Below are 20150 nucleotides of genomic sequence, written 5' to 3' on the forward strand. Positions count from 1 at the left end.
GGGGGCTAGCTCCCGAAAGCGCTATGCCAGCCAATGGATCAAGTGACTGTCCTGCCGCTATCGGGCGCAAGCCCCCCGCACATCGACCCGCTTCAGTCCGCAAGAATCCTCGAGTTTTCAGGAGTTTCCAATGGCGAAGAAACCCAAGGCTGCCACCTTTATCAAAGACCCGCTGTGGTACAAGGACGCGGTGATCTATCAGGTTCACGTCAAATCCTATTTCGACTCCAATAACGACGGCATCGGTGACTTTCCCGGGCTGATCGCCAAACTCGACTACATCGCCGACCTCGGTGTGAACACCATCTGGCTCCTGCCGTTCTACCCCTCGCCACGTCGCGACGACGGTTATGACATCGCCGAGTACCGCGGCGTGCACAGCGACTACGGGACCATGGCCGACGCCCGGCGCTTTATCGCCGAAGCCCACCAGCGCGGGCTGCGGGTGATCACCGAACTGGTGATCAACCACACCTCCGACCAGCACCCGTGGTTTCAGCGCGCACGCAAGGCCAAGCCCGGTTCGGCGGCGCGGGACTTCTACGTGTGGTCCGACGACGATCAGAAGTACGACGGTACGCGCGTCATCTTCCTCGATACCGAGAAGTCCAACTGGACCTGGGACCCGGTGGCCGGCCAGTACTTCTGGCACCGTTTCTATTCGCACCAGCCCGACCTCAACTTCGACAATCCGCAAGTGATGAAAGCCGTGCTGTCGGTGATGCGCTTCTGGCTCGACATGGGCATCGACGGCCTGCGCCTGGACGCGATCCCGTACCTGATCGAGCGCGACGGCACCAACAACGAAAACCTGCCGGAGACCCACGACGTCCTCAAGCAGATCCGCGCCGAGATCGACGCTCATTACCCCGACCGCATGCTGCTGGCCGAAGCCAACCAGTGGCCGGAAGACACGCAGATGTACTTCGGTGACAAAAAGGGCGACGACGGCGATGAATGCCACATGGCCTTTCACTTCCCGCTGATGCCGCGCATGTACATGGCGTTGGCCCAGGAGGACCGTTTCCCGATCACCGACATCCTGCGCCAGACCCCGGAAATCCCGGCCAATTGCCAATGGGCGATCTTCCTGCGCAACCACGATGAACTGACCCTGGAAATGGTCACCGACAAAGAACGCGACTACCTGTGGAACTACTACGCCGCCGACCGTCGCGCGCGGATCAACCTGGGCATTCGCCGGCGCCTGGCGCCGCTGATGGAGCGTGACCGGCGTCGCGTCGAACTGCTCAACAGCCTGCTGTTGTCGATGCCGGGCACGCCGACCCTGTATTACGGCGATGAAATCGGCATGGGCGACAACATCTACCTGGGCGACCGCGACGGCGTGCGAACGCCGATGCAGTGGTCCATCGACCGCAACGGCGGCTTTTCCCGCGCCGACCCGGCCAGCCTGGTGCTGCCGCCGATCATGGACGCGCAATACGGCTATCAGTCGGTCAACGTCGAAACCCAGGCCCAGGACCCGCATTCGCTGCTCAACTGGACCCGCCGCATGCTCGCGGTGCGCAAGCAGTCCAAGGCCTTCGGCCGCGGCAGCTTGAAGATGCTCTCGCCGAGCAACCGGCGCATCCTCGCGTATACCCGCGAATTCACCGGGGACGACGGCCGCACCGAGATCATCCTGTGCGTGGCCAACGTCTCGCGCAGCGCCCAGGCGGCCGAGTTGGACCTCTCGGCCTTCGCCGGCATGGTGCCGGTGGAGATGCTCGGCGGTAATGCGTTCCCGCCCATCGGCCAGTTGAATTTCCTGCTGACCCTGGCGCCGTATGGCTTCTATTGGTTCGTGCTGGCGGCGGAAAACCAGATGCCCAGCTGGCATGTGGAACCGGTGCAAAGCATGCCGGACTTCACCACCCTGGTTCTGAAAAAACGCATGGAGGAGCTGCTCGACGCACCGTGTCGCGCCGTCCTGGAGCACACCTCGCTGCCGGCCTGGCTGCCCAAGCGCCGCTGGTTCGCCGGCAAGGACACGGCCATCGACAGCGTGCATATCGCTTACGGCGTGCGGTTCGGCGACCTGCAGCACCCGGTGCTGCTCAGCGAAATCGAGGTGAGCGCCGGGGGGCAGGTCAGCCGTTACCAGTTGCCGTTCGGCTTTCTCGGCGAAGACCAGTTCACCAGCGCCTTGCCGCAACAACTGGCCCTGGCCCGTGTGCGGCGCGTGCGTCAGGTGGGGTTGGTGACCGATGCGTTCAGCCTGGAACACTTTATCCGCGCGGTGATCCAGGCCTTGCAGGCCGGCACCGTGTTGAACAGCAGCGAGGGCGAGCTGCGCTTTGAAGCCACGCCGCAACTGGCCAGGCTGCCGCTGACCGATGAGTCGCCCGTGCGCTACCTGGCTGCCGAGCAGTCCAACAGCTCGGTGGTGGTGGGCGAGAGCCTGGTGCTCAAGTTGATCCGCAAGGTCAGCGCCGGGGTCCATCCGGAGCTGGAGATGAGCGCCTACCTGACCGCAGCCGGTTACCCGAACATTTCGCCGTTGCTCGGTTCGATGATTCGGCGTGACGGCCAGGGCCAGGACAACCTGTTGATGATTGCCCAGGGCTACCTGAGCAACCAGGGCGACGCCTGGGGCTGGACCCAGAACAACCTGGAGCGCGCGATCCGCGACGAACAGGCCGAAGCGATGTCCGAACAGGAGCAGCATTACAACGCCTTGGGCGAGCTGGCCGACTTTGCCGCTTTGCTCGGGCAGCGCCTGGGTGAAATGCACGGCGTGCTGGCGGCGCCGACGGCCAACCCAGACTTCCAAGCCGAAGTCACCACCGCCAAGGATGCCGAGGCCTGGGCCAAGGACATTGCGGCGCAGATCGAGCGCGCCCTGCAATTGCTCAAACTGCATCAAAACCAATTGAACCCGGCCGATCAGGCGCGGGTCAGTGAATTGTTGGAGCAGAAAAAAGCCATCGGCGCTCAGGTCCGGGCGTTGGCGCAGGCCACGTTGGGCGGCTTGCGCATTCGCGTCCACGGTGACTTGCACCTGGGCCAGGTGCTGGTAGTGAAAGGCGACGCTTACCTGATCGACTTTGAAGGGGAACCGGCGCGGCCGCTGCACGAACGGCGCGGCAAGCACAGCCCCTATAAAGACGTCAGCGGCGTGCTGCGTTCGTTTGATTACGCGGCGGCCATGGCCCTGAATGTGCAAGGTGTGGACCACTCACCCGCAGCGGACGCGGCGCGCCAGCGTGTGACCGAGCGCTACCTGATTGAGGCGCGTCTGGCATTTATCAAGGCTTATCACGCGGCGACGGCTACACTGGCGCATGACTGGCAGGATGCCAAAGGCCAGGACGCAGCGCTGACCTTGTTCAGCCTGGAAAAGGCCGCGTATGAAGTGGCTTATGAAGCGGAAAACCGCCCGACCTGGCTGCCGGTGCCCTTGCAGGGTTTGCACGGTTTGCTCAGCGGGCTCATACCTGGATCGAAATCTGTACGCGGTGGGGAGACGTCATGAGTTTTACGAATAAAGAACCGCTGCAGCCGAAACTGACAGCAATGCCGGCGTCCAACGACGTCGAAGCGCTGGTGCGCGCCGAACACCATGATCCGTTCTCGATTCTCGGGCCCCATGATGACGAGCAGGGCGGCCAGTTTGTCCGTGCGTTCCTGCCGGAGGCCTTGAGCGTCCAACTGCTGAGTCGCGACACTGGCGAGCCGATCGGCAGCCTCGACGCGACCCAGGTGCCGGGTCTGTTTATCGGGCATTTCAGCAGTCGCCAGGCCTACCTGTTGAAGATCCAATGGGCCGGTGGCGAACAGATCACCGAAGACCCTTACAGTTTCCAGCAACTGCTGCTGGGGGAAATGGACCTGTACCTGTTTGCCGAAGGCAATCACCGTGACCTCAGCAGTTGCCTGGGCGCCCAGTTGACCACGGTCGATGGCGTGCAGGGCGTGCGGTTCGCCGTGTGGGCACCGAACGCCCGGCGCGTGTCGGTGGTCGGTGACTTCAATATTTGGGACGGCCGCCGCCACCCGATGCGCCTGCGCCATCCGGCTGGTGTGTGGGAGATCTTTATCCCACGCTTGCAAGCGGGCGCGGCCTACAAATACGAGATTCTCGGGGCCCACGGCATTTTGCCGCTCAAGGCCGACCCGATGGCCCTGGCCACCCAGATGCCGCCCGACACGGCATCGAAAGTCGCGTCGCCGTTGCAGGTCGACTGGCAGGATCACACGTGGATGCAGGCGCGTGCGCAAAAGCAGAAGCCCACGGCGCCGCTGTCGATTTATGAGTTGCACCTGGGCTCCTGGCAGTGCGAACTGGACGAGGCCGGAGAGGTTTCGCGCCAGTACGGCTGGGGTGAACTGGCCGAGCGGCTGATTCCGTATGTGCAACAGCTGGGCTTTACCCATATCGAGCTGATGCCGATCATGGAACACCCGTTCGGCGGTTCCTGGGGCTATCAAGCGTTGTCCCAGTTCGCGCCGACTGCGCGCTTCGGTTCGCCGCAGGCATTCGCCGAGTTCGTCAATGCCTGTCACCAGGCCGACATCGGCGTGATCCTCGACTGGGTGCCGGCGCATTTTCCCACCGATGCCCACGGCCTCGCGCAATTCGATGGCACGGCGTTGTACGAATACGCCAACCCGCTGGAAGGCTTCCACCAGGATTGGGACACGCTGATCTACAACCTGGGTCGCACCGAAGTACATGGCTTTATGCTGGCCTCGGCGCTGCATTGGCTCAAACACTTCCACGTCGATGGCCTGCGCGTCGATGCCGTGGCCTCGATGCTGTATCGCGACTATTCGCGCAAGGCCGGCGAATGGGTGCCCAACCGCCATGGCGGCCGCGAGAACCTCGAAGCCATCGACTTCCTGCGGCACTTGAACGACGTGGTCGCCCTCGAAGCCCCCGGCGCGCTGGTGATCGCCGAAGAATCCACGGCCTGGCCGGGCGTCAGCCAGCCAACCCAACAGGGCGGCCTGGGCTTCAACTACAAGTGGAACATGGGCTGGATGAACGATTCCCTGCATTACATCCAGCAAGACCCGGTGTACCGCGCCCACCATCACAATGAACTGAGTTTTGGCCTGGTGTATGCCTGGTCCGAGCGTTTCATCCTGCCGATCTCCCACGATGAAGTGGTCCACGGCAAGCACTCGCTGATCGACAAGATGCCCGGCGACCGCTGGCAGAAATTCGCCAACCTACGCGCCTACCTGAGTTTCATGTGGACGCACCCGGGCAAGAAGCTGCTGTTCATGGGCTGCGAGTTCGGCCAATGGCGCGAGTGGAACCACGACCAGCAACTGGACTGGTACCTGCTGCAATACCCCGAACACCGTGGGGTGCAGAAGCTGGTGAGTGACTTGAATCGCCTGTACCGCGAGGAACCGGCCCTGTATGAACAGGACGACGCGCCCCAGGGCTTCCAGTGGCTGATCGGCGACGATGCGATCAACAGCGTCTACGCCTGGCTGCGCTGGAGCAAGGACGGCAGGCCGGTGCTGGTGGTGGCCAACTTCACCCCGGTGCCGCGTGAAGCCTACAAGGTCGGCGTACCGTTCGCCGGGCGTTGGAGCGAGGTGATCAACAGCGATGCGGACACGTATGCCGGTTCGAATTATGGCAATGGCGGAGGGGTCTTCACCGAGGATGAACCGCATCATGGTCAACCGGTATCGCTGTCGTTGAATCTGCCGCCATTGGGCGTGCTGATTTTGCGTCCGCAAGACAGTTAACGGCGCCAAGGTGCTGGCGTCTATTGTCCGCGCTAGTGGCAGGGTGCCACAATGGCACCTTTGTCGCGGCAGTTGAATCAGGCGGTTTTCATGAATGGCCTTGGGCATGAGCAAGACCAGGATTGCGTTATTGAGGGGCAGGTGCGAACCGACCGTTTGCATCAGCTGTTTCGTCAGTCATTTGCCGCCATTTTCGGCAGTTATTTCGCGGCGGCGATGCTTTGCTGGCTGTGTTGGGACCGTTTTGACCACCAGGTCATGCAGGTATGGCTGGCGGTGCTGGCGGCGTCATCGCTGCTGCGGGTGAAAATGTTCCTCGAGTGGTTTCGCAGCCCCCACAGCGAGCGCACGCCGGAACGCTGGGAGCGCCGTTACTGGCTCACCTTGATACTGTCCGCGAGCATCTGGGGCGCCGGCGCCTTTGCCGTAATGCCCAGCGACGACCGGATGTCCCAAGTACTGGTGATGTTGTTTACCGTGGGCATGTCCGTCAGCGCTGTCTCGTGCTATTCGGCCTATCGCTACATGACCATGGTGTCCATGGGCCTGGTGTTGCTGCCGTGTACGCTGTGGCTGCTGTTTCAGCCGTCATCGATGCAGGTCGGCGTGGCGATTGCGGTGCTGGTGTTTTCCTCGTTTGTGGTCAGTGCCACGCGCAAGTTGTCCGGCGCCCTGGAAAAAGCCTTCCGCCTGACCAGGCAGATGGAACGCGCCCACACTATTTCCGCGCGCGCCGCACAGACCGATGAACTCACCGGGCTGATGAACCGTCGCGCGTTTTTCGAACATGCACAATTGCTGTACGCGCAGTGCCGCCTCAACCGGCAGCCGCTGTGTGCGTTAATGATCGACATGGACCACTTCAAGGAAATCAACGATACCTACGGCCATCAGGCCGGCGACCAGGTATTGCGGCAGATCGGCGGAGTGATCACCGCGTCGTTTCGCCAGGCCGATGTGTACGGTCGCCTGGGGGGCGAGGAGTTTGCGGTGTTGCTGCCCAATACCTCGCTGGAAACCGCCCGGGGTATCGCTGAGCAGTTGATCAAGGCCATCTCCTGCATGGCTTCCGAACCTGTGCAGGGCATGACCGCCAGTCTCGGCGTGGCGTCGACCTGCACCTTGGATGGCGACCTGCACGCGTTGATGAACACCGCCGACAAGGCGCTGTACCGCGCCAAGGCCCTCGGCCGCAATCAAGTGGTCGTGGCGGAGTAGGGCTCAGTCCTTGAACATGGCCTTGGCCAGCACCCGCGCCACCTGGTCGGCGGAGTAGGGCTTGGCGAGAAACTCGAACCCTTCGTAGCCGCTTTCCGCGAGTTCTTCGCTGTAGCCGGAGGTGAGCACCACCGGCAGGTCGGCGCGACGTTGGCGCAGGAGCTTGGCCATCGCCACGCCGGTCATGCCCGGCATCACCACGTCGGAGAAAATCGCGTCGAAAGCCGCAGCATCCGGACCGGCCAGCGCCAGCGCCTGTTCGGCATCGGTCGCCCAGGTGGTCTGGTAACCGAGGTCCTGGAGGATCTGGTTGGCGAAACGGCCTACGTCCAGGTTGTCTTCCACGATCAGGATGTTGCGCAGGCTCGTGTCGTGGGGCGGTGCCGGGTCACTAGGGGAGGGCTCGTGGCGGGCGTCCTCCGGCTCGACCTCGGGCAGGTACAGGGTAAACACCGTGCCCTGGCCAAGACAGCTGGCCACGTCGACATTGCCATCGGACTGCTTGGCGAAGCCGAACACCTGTGACAACCCCAGGCCCGTGCCTTTGCCCACGGCCTTGGTGGTAAAGAACGGCTCGAAAATGCGCTCGAACGTTTCCCCCGGAATGCCGCTGCCGGTGTCGGCCAGGGCCACCGTGACAAACGGCTGGCAGGCTTGGGCATCGCCCCGGATGCGCGGCATCGCGTCCACCGTGCCCACGCGCAGGGTCAGGGTGCCCTGGCCGTCCATGGCATCGCGGGCGTTGAGTGCGATATTGATCAGCGCGGTTTCGAACTGGCTCGAGTCGACCCGGACATGGCACGGCCGCTCGGGCAATTGAACCTGCACATGAATGCGCGCACCGGTGACACTCTCGAGCATCTCGCCAATGTCCTTGACCCGCTGCGCCACATCGAAGACTTCCGGGTTCAGCGGTTGGCGGCGCGCGAACGCAAGCAACTGGCTGGTCAACTTGCTGGCGCGCTCGACGGTGTCGGATACCGCGCGCATGTAGCGTTGGCGCCGTTCTTCGGGCAGCCCGGGCTGACGCAAAAAGTCCACCGACGAACGAATGATGGTCAGCAGGTTGTTGAAGTCATGGGCCACGCCGCCGGTCAATTGGCCGATGGCTTCGAGTTTCTGCGATTGACGCAACGCCGCTTCGGCCTGGGCCAGCGCAGCGGTGCGTTCTTCCACACGCTGCTCGAGGGTGGCGTTCAATTCGGTAAAGGCCGCCAACCCTTCGCGCACGGCGGCATCGGCGCGCACCCGTTCGATGTGCGCCCAGGACCGCTCGGTGACTTCGGCCAACAGTGCCAGGTCATACGGCGACCAGGTCCGCTCTGCTGTGCAGTGAACCGCCATCAAGGCCGTAAGGCGACCGTGTTTGATCAGTGGTATGCAGATCGTGGCGGTGATGCCCAGGGCCTGGAACGCCGCGGCTTCCTGCGCGGGCAGTTCGAGCCGGTTGTTGCCGATCACCAGCGGCTCACCGGCCCGCAGGCACTTGACCGCGGTCTGCCCGAAGGCCTGCAGGCGGTAGTGGCCGACGATGCTGGGCGAGCCGGGAGCCGTCCAGTTGTCACGGATGGTGAAGCCGTCTTCATCGGCGTCCATATCGGCGTAGGCGCAGATGGACACTTGCAGGTGCTGCGCCAGCAGGTGCGTGGTGGCGGTCATGATGGCTTCGGCATCGGTGGCATTGGCGACCGTGCTGCCGATGGTATCCAGCACCGCAAGGCGGCGCGAAAGGAACACCGTGGCGGTGGTTTCGGTCACGGTGTCGAGCATGCCGACGACGTGGCCCCGCGGGTCGCGGATCGGGCTATAGCAGAACGTGAAGTACGCTTGTTCCGGCGCCGCGCCGCGTTCGATCACCAGCGGGAAGTTTTCGATATAGGTCGCATGGCCTTGGAAAGCCGCGTCGGCGATGGGGCTGATGTCGTCCCAGACCTCGCTCCAGATCTCGCTGAACGGACGCCCCAGGGCATAGGGTTTATTGCCCAGTATCGGAATGAACGCGTCGTTATAGAGGGTCGTCAATTGAGGCCCCCACACGATGGCTTGGGGGAAACTTGAAGCAAAGCACAGCGCCACGGTGGTCTTGAGCACATCCGGCCAGTGTTCCGGCGGACCCAGGGGCGTACTGGCCCAGTCGTGCTGGCGTACCCGCTCGGCCATGTCGCTGCTGCTTTGCAGCCAATTCATCATCGGGTGAACACCTTGTTTGCCACGGTCTGTTTGGATGCCTGATGCGTCAGGCCAATAAGCAACAGACAGAAATGATTGCTGCCGGTTCAGCGCAATTATCCATGAGATGGCACTTTGATGCTTCACCCGCTGGGATAGATCTCATCGCGGGTGTTCACTTACTGTTGTGTTCCGAACACCGCTGTCCAATAAATGCCTGCATCGCTCTTCGGGTCCATCGCGTAGGCGGCGCCCACTTCACGGAATTGCGGGTTCATCAGGTTGGCGCAATGGCCGGGGCTGGCGAGCCAGCCGTCCACCACTTTGCGCGGGGTGTCGAGGCCGGCCGCGATGTTTTCGCCGATGTTCTTCGCGCTGTACCCGGCCAGCTCGGCACGGTCGCCCGGGGTGCGGCCGTCGTGGTCCAGATGGTCGAAGAAATTGCCGTTGGCCATGTTGCGTGTGTGGCTGTTGGCGGCACTGGCCAAGGTGTCGTTCCACGACAGTGGCGTGGTCGCGGTGAACGCCTGGGGACCGCATTGGCGCGGTTGTGTGCGGGCGGCGTTGATCAGGTTCAGCAATTGCCTGCCTTCGGTCTGCCAATCGCCCAGGCCGCTGGACAGCAGTGGGCGGGCGAGCACGATGCGCCAGTCCTGGCCGCTGTTGCTCACGCCGATGTCGACGAATTGCGGATCCAGCACCACGCGGCAGAAACTCTCGCGCACGGCTTTCATGGCCGCCTGGGCATCCTTGGGCCCGGACAGGCTGATTGCCTGCACGTTGACCATCGGGTACGCCGCGCGGGCCAGGGCCTGCTGCAAGTCGCCGACATTACTGGCCGGCAGCACCAGGCGTGTATCGCTGGCCAGCGGTGGCAGTTCCTGGGAACCTTGGTCGCCGCAGCGTTGCACCTGGCTGCGGTAAGCGTTGATCTGTTGCACCAACTGACTTTCTTCATTCGCCATCGCGCTGGCGCAGAACACCAGGCTGGCGGCCAGCGTCGTCAGACCCATCATCAATGACAGCACGCGCATGGACGTTACCCTTGAACTTGAAAGTGCCCATGATGCGCGATGTAGGGGCGTCCATGCACCCGTTGGTCCGAACTTTTTTCCTCGGGTTTTGAATGCCGGATGTTCACGGCCCTGGTCATACAAGGCAAACGCCACCACCCGCCGCGCCGGCATGGCGAGGCTGATCAACCCGTCATGAGCGAGGATATTCGGCTCACGCCAGCTGACGCGCGGGCTGCCGCCGCCATGCCATGGCGCTGGCGAGCAGGATCAAAGCGAATGCCGCGGTAAAGGTTGCGTGCAGACCGTCAGCCACGGATTGCGGTGTGGCGTGGGTGACATCGGGAGTGGTCCAGGCAAACATCGCGCCCAATGCCGACGCACCGAAAATCAGCCCCAGGTTGCGTGACAGGTTCAGCAGGCCTGAGATCGTGCCTCGGCGTGCCGCATCGGCTTCGCTCATCACCGCAGTGTTGTTGGCGGCCTGGAACAGGCTGTAGCCCGCCGTCAGCGTAATCAGTGAGGCAAGATAAGTGACCAGCCCGGACGCCAGGCACAGCGACAGGGCGCCACTGCCGCAGACAGCCAGTCCCACGAGTGTCATGACGTGGCTGCCAAAGCGTTCGCTCAGACGACCGGCCGGAATGCCGGTGAGCGCCGCGACACCAGGGCCGACGGCCATTGCCAGGCCCATCCCGGCCGGATCGAGCCCAAGCCCTCGGGACAAGTAGAACGGCCCGACGACAAAGGTGGCCATGATCACCGCCGACACCAACGCGCTCATCACCAGGCCGGCGCGCAACGAGGTCGACTGCAATGAGCGCCAAATGCCGGTGTCGCTGGCCAGTGGCGCGGGTGGCTGATCCACCGGCAAGTAGCGCCAGGCGAGGGCGGCCGCGAGCAAGCCCAGCGGCATCCCCACCAGAAACAGCGCGCGCCACCCCCACACACTGAGCAACAGGCCGCCCACGCCGGGGCCCATGGCGGTACCGACGGCTGACATCGTGCCGAGCAAGCCCATGACACGCGCAATGCGCGCTTGGGGGACGGTGTCGCCGACCATCGCTAACGTCATCGCCATCATGATCGCCGCGCCCAAACCTTGCAGGCTGCGCGCTGCAATCAGCCACCGCAGGCCAGGCGCGACACCGCATAGCCCGCCGGCCAAGGCGAACAGCAGCAAGCCAGCGATCAACAGCCGCCGTCGCCCCAGCCGATCGCCCAGGCGCCCGGCATTGACGATGACTGCCGTGATCGCCAGCAGGTAGGTGAGCACCACCCATTGCGTCGCGTGAAAGGATGCATTGAAGGCCTGCGCGAGGCTGGGCAGGCCGACATTGGCGATGCTGGTGCCAAGGGCGGCCAGCAACATGGACAGGCACAGGCTGACAAGACCGCCACGGGAAGAGGTATGCATGGAAGATTCCTTGAATGAACGCAACTGTCGCAAATCTACGGCGTGGCCTAACATGGCGGAAGACGCATGAGTTGCACTAAATATCTGCATATGACGCCTGCCATGGAGCGCTGATGCCTGATCTCAATTTGCTAATCACCCTGGATGTATTGCTCGCCGAAGGCAGTGTCGCCCGTGCGGCCAAGCGCCTGCGGTTGAGCCCTTCGGCCATGAGCCGGGCGTTGGCGCGCTTGCGTGCGACCACCGGCGACCCGTTGCTGGTCCGCGCTGGCCGCGGCCTGGTGCCGACGCCCCGGGCGTTGGCACTGCGCGAACAGGTCAGCCAACTGGTGCAGGGCGCCCAGGCGGTGTTGCGCCCGGCACAGGCGCTGGAGATGGCCCACGTGGTCCGCACCTTCACCCTGCGAACCAGCGAGGAGTTTGTCGAAGGCTTCGGTTCGGCGTTGCTCGCCCGTCTCGCCGAGGACGCCCCCGGCGTGCGCCTGCGCTTCGTCAGCAAGACCGACAAGGACACTGCGCAACTGCGCGAAGGCAGCGTCGACCTGGACATCGGCGTGGTCGACCCCACGGCCAGCCCTGAAGTGCTGACCCAGGCGCTGTTTCGCGATCGCCTGATCGGCGTGGTGCGCAGCGGCCATCCCCTGAGCCAAGGCGAGATCAGCGCTGCACGGTTTGCCGAGGGCCGACACCTTTACGTATCGCGGCGCGGCCAGGACCGCGGCCAGATCGACGACGTCCTCGAAGCCCAGGGCCTGACGCGGCAGATCGGCAGCATCGTCGCGAGTTTTTCCAGCGCCATCGCCCTGGCACGCAACACCGACCTGATTGCCTCGGTGCCCGAGCGCTATACCCCAGACCGGCGCGACCTGTTCTGTTTTGCGCTGCCGGTGGCGTTACCCGCGTTTACCGTGGCAATGCTCTGGCACCCACGGTTGGACGCCGATCTGGCCCATCGTTGGTTGCGCGGGTGTTTGCGCGAGGTGTGCGGACGATGACAGTGCGGCCCGTCCCCGGGGCGATGTGCATGCGAGCCGCCAGGCGTGCAGAGCGTGGCGGGTATGCCTATCGATCCCGAACCTGCTGCAACAGGTACAATCCCACCTGCCTTGACGCGAAACCCCAGGAATTTGCATGTTCAGCCTTACCCGCTACACCACGCCGTGCCCCGAACCGGTCAACAGCCAGATCCTGCAGATGGTGGTCGACAACCTCACCGACATCAGCAGCGTCGCGCTGCCGCCGAGTAACCTGCTCTACAACATTTACCAATATGCCATCGGCTTTGAGGTGCATTTGTACCTGCAGGCGCTGGACGGGTCGAAGGGGATCGCGGTCGAACTGATCGTCGCGACGTCTGCGCAAGACCCGGAAAAAGTCATTGGGTTTTTGCTGTACTTGCCGGTCAAGGACGACCCAGAAGCCTGCGGTGTGGCGTTCATGGCCGTACAGGCAGGCAACCGGCGCCAGGGCGTGGCGCGGGGCATGATGCAAGAGGTGCTGGCACGTTACCCTCACGCCGAACTGGCCTGCGCCGTGGACAAAGTGCCGGCCTTCGCGGCGATGGGCTTTCAGGTGCGCGGCGCCCGCGGCACGCAGGTGCTGATGAACACCCGCGCCTACGCCACCGATGGCTTGATGGGCGTGCTGGATGTGGCCGCTATCTATAGCTCATTGGAAGTGCGGCAGATTCATACCTACCTGCTGCAAAAACATGGCAAGCGCGCCATGGTAGATGCCGAGAAGCAACGTGACCGGCACCTGGATCAACTGGCGCACAAGGTCCGCTTGTTTGTGCAGGAGCGAGGCTGAAAAACGCCTCTCAACGGGCGCTGCGCGCCCCGCGATTGACCATTGCCAGAATGGTCGCCAGCAACTCCTGTTGCGCCTCTTCACGGCTGAGCTCACCGCTGGCCGCCGCATGAGACAAGGCCTCCGCCGCCCCGAGCATGGCCCGCAGCCCTGCCTGGGACACGCTGCCGCCCGGCGCGAAGGGGGCCATGACGTCGCGGCACTTATCGAGAAAGAGTGCTTCGTACTTGCGCTTGAGGCTTTCCAACTCCGGTGAGCTGCTCAGCGCCGCGATCACCCCCGGAATTTCCCGGCCCTGCAACAACACGCAGTCGACATAGGATGAGGCGATCACCCACGCGCGATCTTCCAGGGTCGGGCTGCTGGCTTCGAGGGCGTCGGCAAGCACCTGATTCTGGCGCCCATCGAAATCCTCGTACAACGCCGCCAGCAACCCCGCGCGGGTAACGAAATGGTCATAGACCACCGGCTTGGTCACGCCCGCTCGTTCCGCCAGGTGGCCGAGGGTCAGGGCTTCGGTGCCTTCTTCACGCACCAGTTGCCAGGCCACGTCCAACAATTGGCGCAGACGATCTTCACGCGACAGGCGACGACGCGGGGCAGGGGATTCACTGCTTGACATGCTTATATACCAAAAGTAACTTACCAAAGGTAACTTAAGCCCAGCATAAACCCAATGGGAGTCACTGTCATGCACGCACTGATCGTTGTAGCTCATCACGACCCGCAATCCCTCACCCACAGCCTCGCCGCGCAAGTCGCCGCCGGGCTGAGCGCGTCTGGCCATACGTTCGAAATCGCCGACCTTGCCGCCGAAGGCTTCGACCCGCGCTACAACGCTGCCGACCAGCGCGTACATCGCACCCGCGCCGAACCGCCGGCTGACGTCGCCGCCGAACAAGCCCGCATCGACCGCGCCGACGCCCTGGTCTTGGTGTTCCCCATTTACTGGTGGTCGCTGCCAGGCCTGCTCAAGGGGTGGATCGACCGCGTGTTCGTCAACGGCTGGGCGATCGACTACGGCCCCGACACTCCGGTGGTGAAGAAACTGCGGCACTTGCAGGTTCACCTGCTGGCCCTCGGTGCTGCCGATCAAAGCGCGTTTGAGCGCCATGGTTATGCCAAGGCCATGCACACGCAGATCGATTACGGGATCTTCGATTACTGTGGCGCGCAGGTGCTGACGTCAGCGTTGCTGCTGGAGTCGGAAAGCGGCCAGGTGCAGGTGCATCTGGATCACGCCAAGGCAGTGGGCCAGGGTCTGTTCGAAACCGAGACGGTCGCCGGATGATTTCGTTGCGAGCAGGGAACCAGAAGCCGTTGGACAACCAATCAAGGCGTTCACAATCACTGGAGATTTGATAATGACTTCAATTTCTGCTGCATCTGGATCCGCACCGATTGCTCCTCCCATTGACACATCCCAGGGAAAACCCACGCAAGATCAAGTGAGACAAGAGCAGGAAAACAATGCGAACCAAGACAGTCCGTATCCAAATCTATCGAATGGCGACCTGCAAAACTTGACCTTTGACCAACACAATACGCTCGATAAATATCCCAATATGAACTTTCAGCAAGTGGTGGATGCACATGGGAAAGAGTTTCCAAATATATCGCCTAGAGAAGTTCAAGATTTGAACTCCGAGCAAGTGGACAGGCTTATCAAGTATCCCACTATGACTTACCGGGACGTGCTTAATGGGCATGGCGTGAAAGGCGGCGATAATTTCATCTGGTAACTACGTTAGTTGCGGCACGCCTCAGGCCTGGAGCAGCAGCTTGGTGGCGATGCACTGAAAGGACCGACTAGAGTCCAAGCAGGTCATGTGCATCCAGCAGCCGGTAGGCAATCTCCGGTCGTTTCTCCAGGCCTCGGCGAATCGCCGCCGGGATCGATTGCCGGGTCTTGCGGCACAGGCCGGGCAGTTCGTCGATGACGATCTGAATCCCGCGCATGCTCTTGACCTCGGTGTGCCCCGGCGCGACCTGCACGCGGATACCCAATAGCGCGTACATGCGCTGCTGCATGTGTTCGAGGTCTTGCAGGCTTTGCAGGTCTTCCAGGCGTTCGATCAGGCGTTTTTCTTCCTGGCGCGTCAGGTTGAGGATGCGCAGGTCGGCGCCTGGGGTTTGCAGCAGCTGTTCGCGGTCACAGACACAGGCGCCGGGCGGGCAGGGTTGGCGAATGTTCATGATCAAGCCCTCCCCATCTCGACGCCGCGGACTCAGTAGCGCAGGGCGACACCCAGGCTGCCCAGTGCCTTCCAGTAGTCAGGATAGGTCTTGGCCACGCAGTCCGGGTCCTGAATACGAATACCCGAGACCTTCAGCCCGGCCAGGGCGAAACACATGGCGATGCGGTGATCGGCGTGGGTGTCGATCAGTGCAGTGCAGGCCGTGCCTGCCAGTGCCGGATCGCTGGCCACCAGCAGGTCATCGCCTTCGATGCGGGCCAGGCCTGGGCGGATCTGGTTGAGGCCGTCGTGCAGCGCCTGCACGCGGTCACATTCCTTGACCCGCAGGTTGGCCAGTTCGGTGAAGCGCACCGGGCTGTTGTTGAATGCGGCCAGTACGGCAAGCGTCGGGATCGCGTCCTGCATTTGCGAACCCACCACTGTGGCCTGCATGTTCGGGAACTGTGCGATCAGCGCCTGGGCCTTGGCGTCCGGCTGGGTAAAGTCGTGTGCGGCGACGCCGATATCGATGTGCCCGCCAGTCAGCACTTCAGCCGCCCACAGGTAGGTGGCGGCGGAGGCGTCCGGTTCGATCAGGTAGTCATGGGCGGTGTAGCCGCTGGGAGCGACGCGCCAGGTGGTGTCGTCGACCACCTCGACCTGCGCGCCGAATGCACGCATGCAGTCGAGGGTCAGGTCCACATAGCCGCGGGCGCCGATGTCCTTGCCGGTCAGCGCCACTTCAATCGGCGCTGCGCCGCAGGCCGCGAGCATCAGCAAGGCCGATACGTATTGGCTGGACAGACCGCCGTCGATCTCAAAGCGCTTGGCCTGGACCTTGCCCACGCCATGCACGGTAACCGGCGGGCAACCGGTCGGGCTGTCGACCTGGATGCCGTTCTGGCCGAGGGTGGCGAGCAGCGGGCCGATCGGGCGTTTGCGCATGTAGTCGTCGCCGTCCAGCACCACGGTGCCTTGCACGGTGGCGACGGCGGCGGTGAGAAAACGCATCGCGGTGCCGGCATTGCCGAGGAACAGCGGCTGCGCAGGCAATTGCAGCTGGCCTTGGCCCGTGACCACGAAGGTGGTGTCGTCCGGCTCGTCGATGATCACGCCCATCTGGCGCAGGGCCACCGACATGTGCCGGGTGTCATCGCTCTTCAATGCGCCGCTGAGGCGGCTGGTGCCCTTGGCCAGGGCGGCGAGCAACAGCGCGCGGTTGGTAATGGATTTGGAGCCGGGGGGCGCGACCTTGCCATTGAGGGGGAAAGTGGGCGGTGTAACGGTCACGGTTTTCTGCGAACTCAAGGTACAAGGCTCCTGATTCAAGGCAAGGTGGCACGGAGTGGCCGACGGGCGGACCCGAATAATCGGGCATAGACGTCACGCTTGTCGAGGCTTAGCGCTGGGCGAGCGAGTAATCATGCAGCGCCCGCGCCGCCGGTTCGATCTCGCTGACGCGCTGCTGATGCGCCTGTACATCGAGGTCCGCCGGCAGTTCGAAGTTGTCCTGTTCGGCGCACCAGGAGATTTTCTCCAGCAGTGCGGCCTGTTCGGCGGGCAGTTCAGGCCAGTTGCCGATAGCGGCGCCACGGATATAGCCAAAGCACCATTCTTCGGCGAGGGTCAGGGTCTGGCCCTGATGCTCCGTGTCGTCGAAGCGCGCCCGGAAACCTTTGGCGTCGGTGGCCAGTTGGGCGGCGCGGGCGTTCATGTGGCGAACGCACAGTTCGAGGAACTGCTTGGCTTCTTCGGCACTTTCCCACTGCGGGTTCTGCCCGCCCCAGATCGCCGGGAACCACTCGGCGATATCCACCGGTGCCGGGCTGGACACCAGTGCGCAGAAGTAACCATCGAGTTCGGCGAGGTTCAGCACCGAGTGGTCGTCACCGTACTTGAGCAGGGTTTCTTCGATCAGGTCGAAATCGGCGGGGGCCAGAGGTTGGGTGAGCATGGGGCGTATCCTTTAAACGTCGAGCGCCGCTGCGGCAGCGGCTTAAAGCGCGAAGGATGGCGCCTGAGGCGGTTTTTATCCAGCCTTTTCCAAGGCCGACGGCCCGTCCCGGATGAATTTTAGCAGTCCCGTTTTTGGCTGATGCGCCGTGGCTCACCCTTGTTATAGTTCGGCTCTTATTACTCGCCAGTCAGGGATCACTGCCATGTCCGAATACCAAGCCTTCGTCGTCGAGCTCATTGGCAGCGTTGCCCATGTGCAGATCAACCGCCCGGAAAAGATCAACGCCATGAACGCGGCGTTCTGGACCGAGATCATCGATATCTTCCGCTGGGTCGACGACACCGACGCCGTGCGCGCCGTGGTGCTCAGCGGTGCCGGCAAACATTTTTCGTCCGGCATCGACCTGATGATGCTGGCCTCGGTGGCCAATGATTTTGGCAAGGACGTGGGCCGTAATGCACGCCTGTTGCGGCGCAAGATCCTCGAACTGCAAGCCTCGTTCAACGCCGTCGACACCTGCCGCAAGCCGGTGTTGGCCGCGATCCAGGGCTACTGCATCGGCGGTGCCATCGACCTGATCAGCGCCTGCGACATGCGTTACGCCGCCGAGGATGCGCAGTTTTCCATCAAGGAAATCGACATCGGCATGGCGGCCGACGTCGGCACCCTGCAGCGCCTGCCGCGCATCATCGGCGATGGCATGCTGCGCGAGCTGGCCTACACCGGTCGCCAGTTCGGCGCCGAGGAAGCGCGCAGCATCGGCCTGGTCAATCGCGTGTATCCCGATCAGGAAAGCCTGTTGGCCGGCGTACTGGACATCGCCCGGGAAATCGCCGCCAAATCGCCGATTGCCGTGACCGGCACCAAGGCCATGATCAGCTACATGCGTGACCATACAGTCAATGACGGTCTGGAATACGTTGCCACCTGGAACGCGGCTATGTTGCAATCCAACGACTTGCGCGTGGCCATCGCGGCCCATATGAGCAAGCAGAAACCCGAATTCGTGGATTGACTGATATGACCCCAGGCTGGATTACCACCACACTGCTGGACAACCAAACCCCCGGCGGCTGGGCCGTCGCGCGCAGCCGCGAGGGTTTTTTACACGACACCAATGGCGCGCTGTTCCCGCGGGAATGGCTCAAGCGCCAGGACCTGGCGGTGTTCGCCGAACACGGTATCGGCCATCTTGACGGCGAGCCGGTGTACCTGCTCGAACTCAATGCCGCCAGCGACGTGCCTGGATGCAGTTGGCAAGGCCTGCGCGGCTTCATGCTGCAAGGCGATCACCGGCTGTACAAAGTGCTGGCCTATGCCGCGCAGATCGGCACCTGGGCGCGGGAACACCGTTTTTGTGGCAGTTGCGGCCAGGCCATGGTCCAGGTGCCTCGGGAGCGGGCGATGTTCTGCGAGGCTTGTGACCTGCGCAGCTACCCGCGCATCTCGCCGAGCATGATTGTGCTGGTGACCCGTGGCGACGAGATCCTGCTGGCGCGGTCGCCGCGCTTTGTCCCCGGGGTCTACAGCACGCTGGCGGGGTTTGCCGAGCCGGGTGAGTCGGCCGAAGACTGCCTGATCCGCGAAGTTCACGAAGAAGTGCAGCTGGAAGTCCGCAATATCCAGTACGTGGGCAGCCAGTGCTGGCCGTTTCCCCATTCGATGATGCTGGGCTTCCATGCCGAGTACGCCGGTGGCGATATCGTGCCCCAGGCCGATGAGATCGAGGACGCGCAGTGGTTCAACATCCACGACTTGCCGCCGTTGCCGGCGTCACGCTCGATTGCGCGTTACCTGATCGACCTCTACGTGGCCCGCCGCTTAGGCCACGCTGAACCAGTGCTGCCAGGCTAGGCGCACCGTCAGGCCGAGGACCACGGTGATAAACACCGGGCGAATGAATTTGGCGCCGCCGCTGATTGCGCTGCGTGCGCCAAAGAACGCGCCCACCATCACCGACACGCCCATGGCCAGCCCGACGATCCAGTCCACCGAACCGTTGATGATAAACACCGACAGCGCTGCCGCGTTGCTGACGAAGTTCATGCTGCGCGCCACGCCGCTGGCTTTGACCAGGTCGATGGGGTGCAGCAGCATCGTGCTCACCGTCCAGAACGCGCCGGTGCCGGGGCCGGCCACGCCGTCGTAGAAGCCCAGGCCGAAGCCTTGGGTGGCCTGCCATTTCTTCTTGATCGGTGCGTCGCCCTCCAGCGGCGCCTTGGGCGTGCCGCCGAACAACAGGTACAGGCCGCAACCGAAGACGATCACCGGGAGCATCTTGTTCAGGGTTTCGGCGGGCAGGTAGTGGGCGACGATGGCGCCGGCCAGGGCGCCGATAAACGTACCGACGATGGCATGTACCCACTGGCGCGGGTGAAACAGCTTGCGTCGGTAAAAGGTGAAACTGGCGGTGGCCGAGCCGAAGGTGGAGCTGAGTTTGTTGGTGCCCAGTACCAAATGGGGCGGCATGCCGGCGGTGAGCAGGGCCGGGGTGGTGAGCAAGCCGCCACCGCCGGCGATGGCGTCGATGAAGCCGGCGATGAACGCAACGACGGCCAGGATGGCGAGGGTAGTGAGGTCTACGCTGAGTTCGAAGGGCATGGGCAGGGCTTATGGTTGGCAGGGCGCTATGCGAAAGGCGGCCATCTTACCTGCCCGGTGTACGCAAATCCAAATGT

The 20150-nt window shown here is 63.1% G+C and carries 17 protein-coding genes; 9 read left to right on the forward strand and 8 right to left on the reverse strand.

Annotation, left to right across the window (positions count from 1 at the left end; translation table 11 throughout):
* Positions 1-130 precede the first annotated feature (130 nt).
* From treS to PverR02_RS14030, 3 genes are read left to right on the forward strand one after another with little or no spacing between them, the layout of a single operon-like run.
* Positions 131-3478: a maltose alpha-D-glucosyltransferase gene (treS, locus tag PverR02_RS14020; RefSeq protein WP_046383201.1), complete on the forward strand. Its 3348-nt coding sequence runs from the start codon at positions 131-133 to the stop codon at positions 3476-3478.
* Positions 3475-5712 carry a 1,4-alpha-glucan branching protein GlgB gene (glgB, locus tag PverR02_RS14025; protein WP_046383202.1) on the forward strand — a complete coding sequence of 746 codons (2238 nt, stop codon included), beginning with the start codon at positions 3475-3477 and terminating at the stop codon, positions 5710-5712. Before treS ends, glgB begins: the two co-directional genes overlap by 4 nt.
* Before the next feature lie 51 nt (positions 5713-5763).
* Positions 5764-6930 (forward strand): GGDEF domain-containing protein, encoded by a 1167-nt coding sequence (locus tag PverR02_RS14030; protein WP_079443659.1) that lies wholly within the window; start codon positions 5764-5766, stop codon positions 6928-6930.
* A gap of 3 nt (positions 6931-6933) precedes the next feature.
* Here PverR02_RS14030 and PverR02_RS14035 read toward each other — a convergent pair whose 3' ends face one another.
* From PverR02_RS14035 to PverR02_RS14045, 3 genes are all read right to left on the reverse strand, one after another.
* Entirely contained in the window at positions 6934-9120 is a 2187-nt protein-coding gene (locus PverR02_RS14035) for a GAF domain-containing protein (protein ID WP_079443660.1), read from the reverse strand.
* A 158-nt stretch (positions 9121-9278) separates the two neighbouring features.
* Positions 9279-10133 (reverse strand): CAP domain-containing protein, encoded by an 855-nt coding sequence (locus tag PverR02_RS14040; RefSeq protein ID WP_017848452.1) that lies wholly within the window; start codon positions 10131-10133, stop codon positions 9279-9281.
* A 193-nt stretch (positions 10134-10326) separates the two neighbouring features.
* Positions 10327-11529 carry an MFS transporter gene (locus tag PverR02_RS14045; RefSeq protein WP_079443661.1) on the reverse strand — a complete coding sequence of 401 codons (1203 nt, stop codon included), beginning with the start codon at positions 11527-11529 and terminating at the stop codon, positions 10327-10329.
* Between the two features lie 113 nt (positions 11530-11642).
* Here PverR02_RS14045 and PverR02_RS14050 point away from each other — a divergent pair, with 113 nt between their 5' ends.
* Both PverR02_RS14050 and PverR02_RS14055 read left to right on the forward strand, forming a co-directional pair.
* Positions 11643-12524 carry a LysR family transcriptional regulator gene (locus tag PverR02_RS14050; protein WP_046383206.1) on the forward strand — a complete coding sequence of 294 codons (882 nt, stop codon included), beginning with the start codon at positions 11643-11645 and terminating at the stop codon, positions 12522-12524.
* A gap of 136 nt (positions 12525-12660) precedes the next feature.
* Complete coding sequence (locus PverR02_RS14055) at positions 12661-13338, forward strand: GNAT family N-acetyltransferase (protein ID WP_079443662.1); 678 nt, start codon at positions 12661-12663, stop codon at positions 13336-13338.
* 10 nt (positions 13339-13348) lie between these two features.
* On the opposite strand, the gene PverR02_RS14060 is transcribed toward PverR02_RS14055, so the two are convergent.
* The gene (locus PverR02_RS14060) at positions 13349-13960 is read right to left on the reverse strand and encodes a TetR/AcrR family transcriptional regulator (protein ID WP_017848456.1); all 612 of its coding nucleotides are present in this window, start codon (positions 13958-13960) and stop codon (positions 13349-13351) included.
* A gap of 69 nt (positions 13961-14029) precedes the next feature.
* On the opposite strand from PverR02_RS14060, the gene PverR02_RS14065 reads away from it, so the two are divergent.
* Positions 14030-14629, forward strand: a complete 600-nt coding sequence (locus PverR02_RS14065; protein WP_017848457.1) for an NAD(P)H-dependent oxidoreductase — start codon at positions 14030-14032, stop codon at positions 14627-14629.
* A 73-nt stretch (positions 14630-14702) separates the two neighbouring features.
* The gene (locus PverR02_RS14070; RefSeq protein ID WP_079443663.1) at positions 14703-15080 is read left to right on the forward strand and encodes a hypothetical protein; all 378 of its coding nucleotides are present in this window, start codon (positions 14703-14705) and stop codon (positions 15078-15080) included.
* A 67-nt stretch (positions 15081-15147) separates the two neighbouring features.
* Here the strand turns inward: PverR02_RS14070 and PverR02_RS14075 are convergent, their stop codons facing one another.
* From PverR02_RS14075 to PverR02_RS14085, 3 genes are all read right to left on the reverse strand, one after another.
* Positions 15148-15534, reverse strand: coding sequence for a hypothetical protein (locus PverR02_RS14075; RefSeq protein ID WP_046383210.1), 387 nt, complete (start codon positions 15532-15534; stop codon positions 15148-15150).
* 32 nt (positions 15535-15566) lie between these two features.
* The gene (gene aroA, locus PverR02_RS14080; RefSeq protein ID WP_017848460.1) at positions 15567-16823 is read right to left on the reverse strand and encodes a 3-phosphoshikimate 1-carboxyvinyltransferase; all 1257 of its coding nucleotides are present in this window, start codon (positions 16821-16823) and stop codon (positions 15567-15569) included.
* Between the two features lie 91 nt (positions 16824-16914).
* Positions 16915-17469, reverse strand: a complete 555-nt coding sequence (locus tag PverR02_RS14085) for a UPF0149 family protein (RefSeq protein WP_017848461.1) — start codon at positions 17467-17469, stop codon at positions 16915-16917.
* A 205-nt stretch (positions 17470-17674) separates the two neighbouring features.
* Here PverR02_RS14085 and PverR02_RS14090 point away from each other — a divergent pair, with 205 nt between their 5' ends.
* Positions 17675-18487: a crotonase/enoyl-CoA hydratase family protein gene (locus tag PverR02_RS14090; protein WP_017848462.1), complete on the forward strand. Its 813-nt coding sequence runs from the start codon at positions 17675-17677 to the stop codon at positions 18485-18487.
* 5 nt (positions 18488-18492) lie between these two features.
* On the forward strand, positions 18493-19326 hold the full coding sequence (gene nudC, locus PverR02_RS14095; RefSeq protein WP_017848463.1) for an NAD(+) diphosphatase: 834 nt from the start codon (positions 18493-18495) through the stop codon (positions 19324-19326).
* On the opposite strand, the gene PverR02_RS14100 is transcribed toward nudC, so the two are convergent.
* Complete coding sequence (locus tag PverR02_RS14100) at positions 19294-20073, reverse strand: TSUP family transporter (protein WP_046383211.1); 780 nt, start codon at positions 20071-20073, stop codon at positions 19294-19296. The two genes, nudC and PverR02_RS14100, sit on opposite strands and share 33 nt — an antisense overlap.
* Between the last annotated feature and the right edge of the window lie 77 nt (positions 20074-20150).

Origin of the sequence: Pseudomonas veronii (assembly GCF_002028325.1) — a bacterium.
In the GTDB taxonomy this organism is placed as follows: domain Bacteria; phylum Pseudomonadota; class Gammaproteobacteria; order Pseudomonadales; family Pseudomonadaceae; genus Aquipseudomonas; species Aquipseudomonas veronii.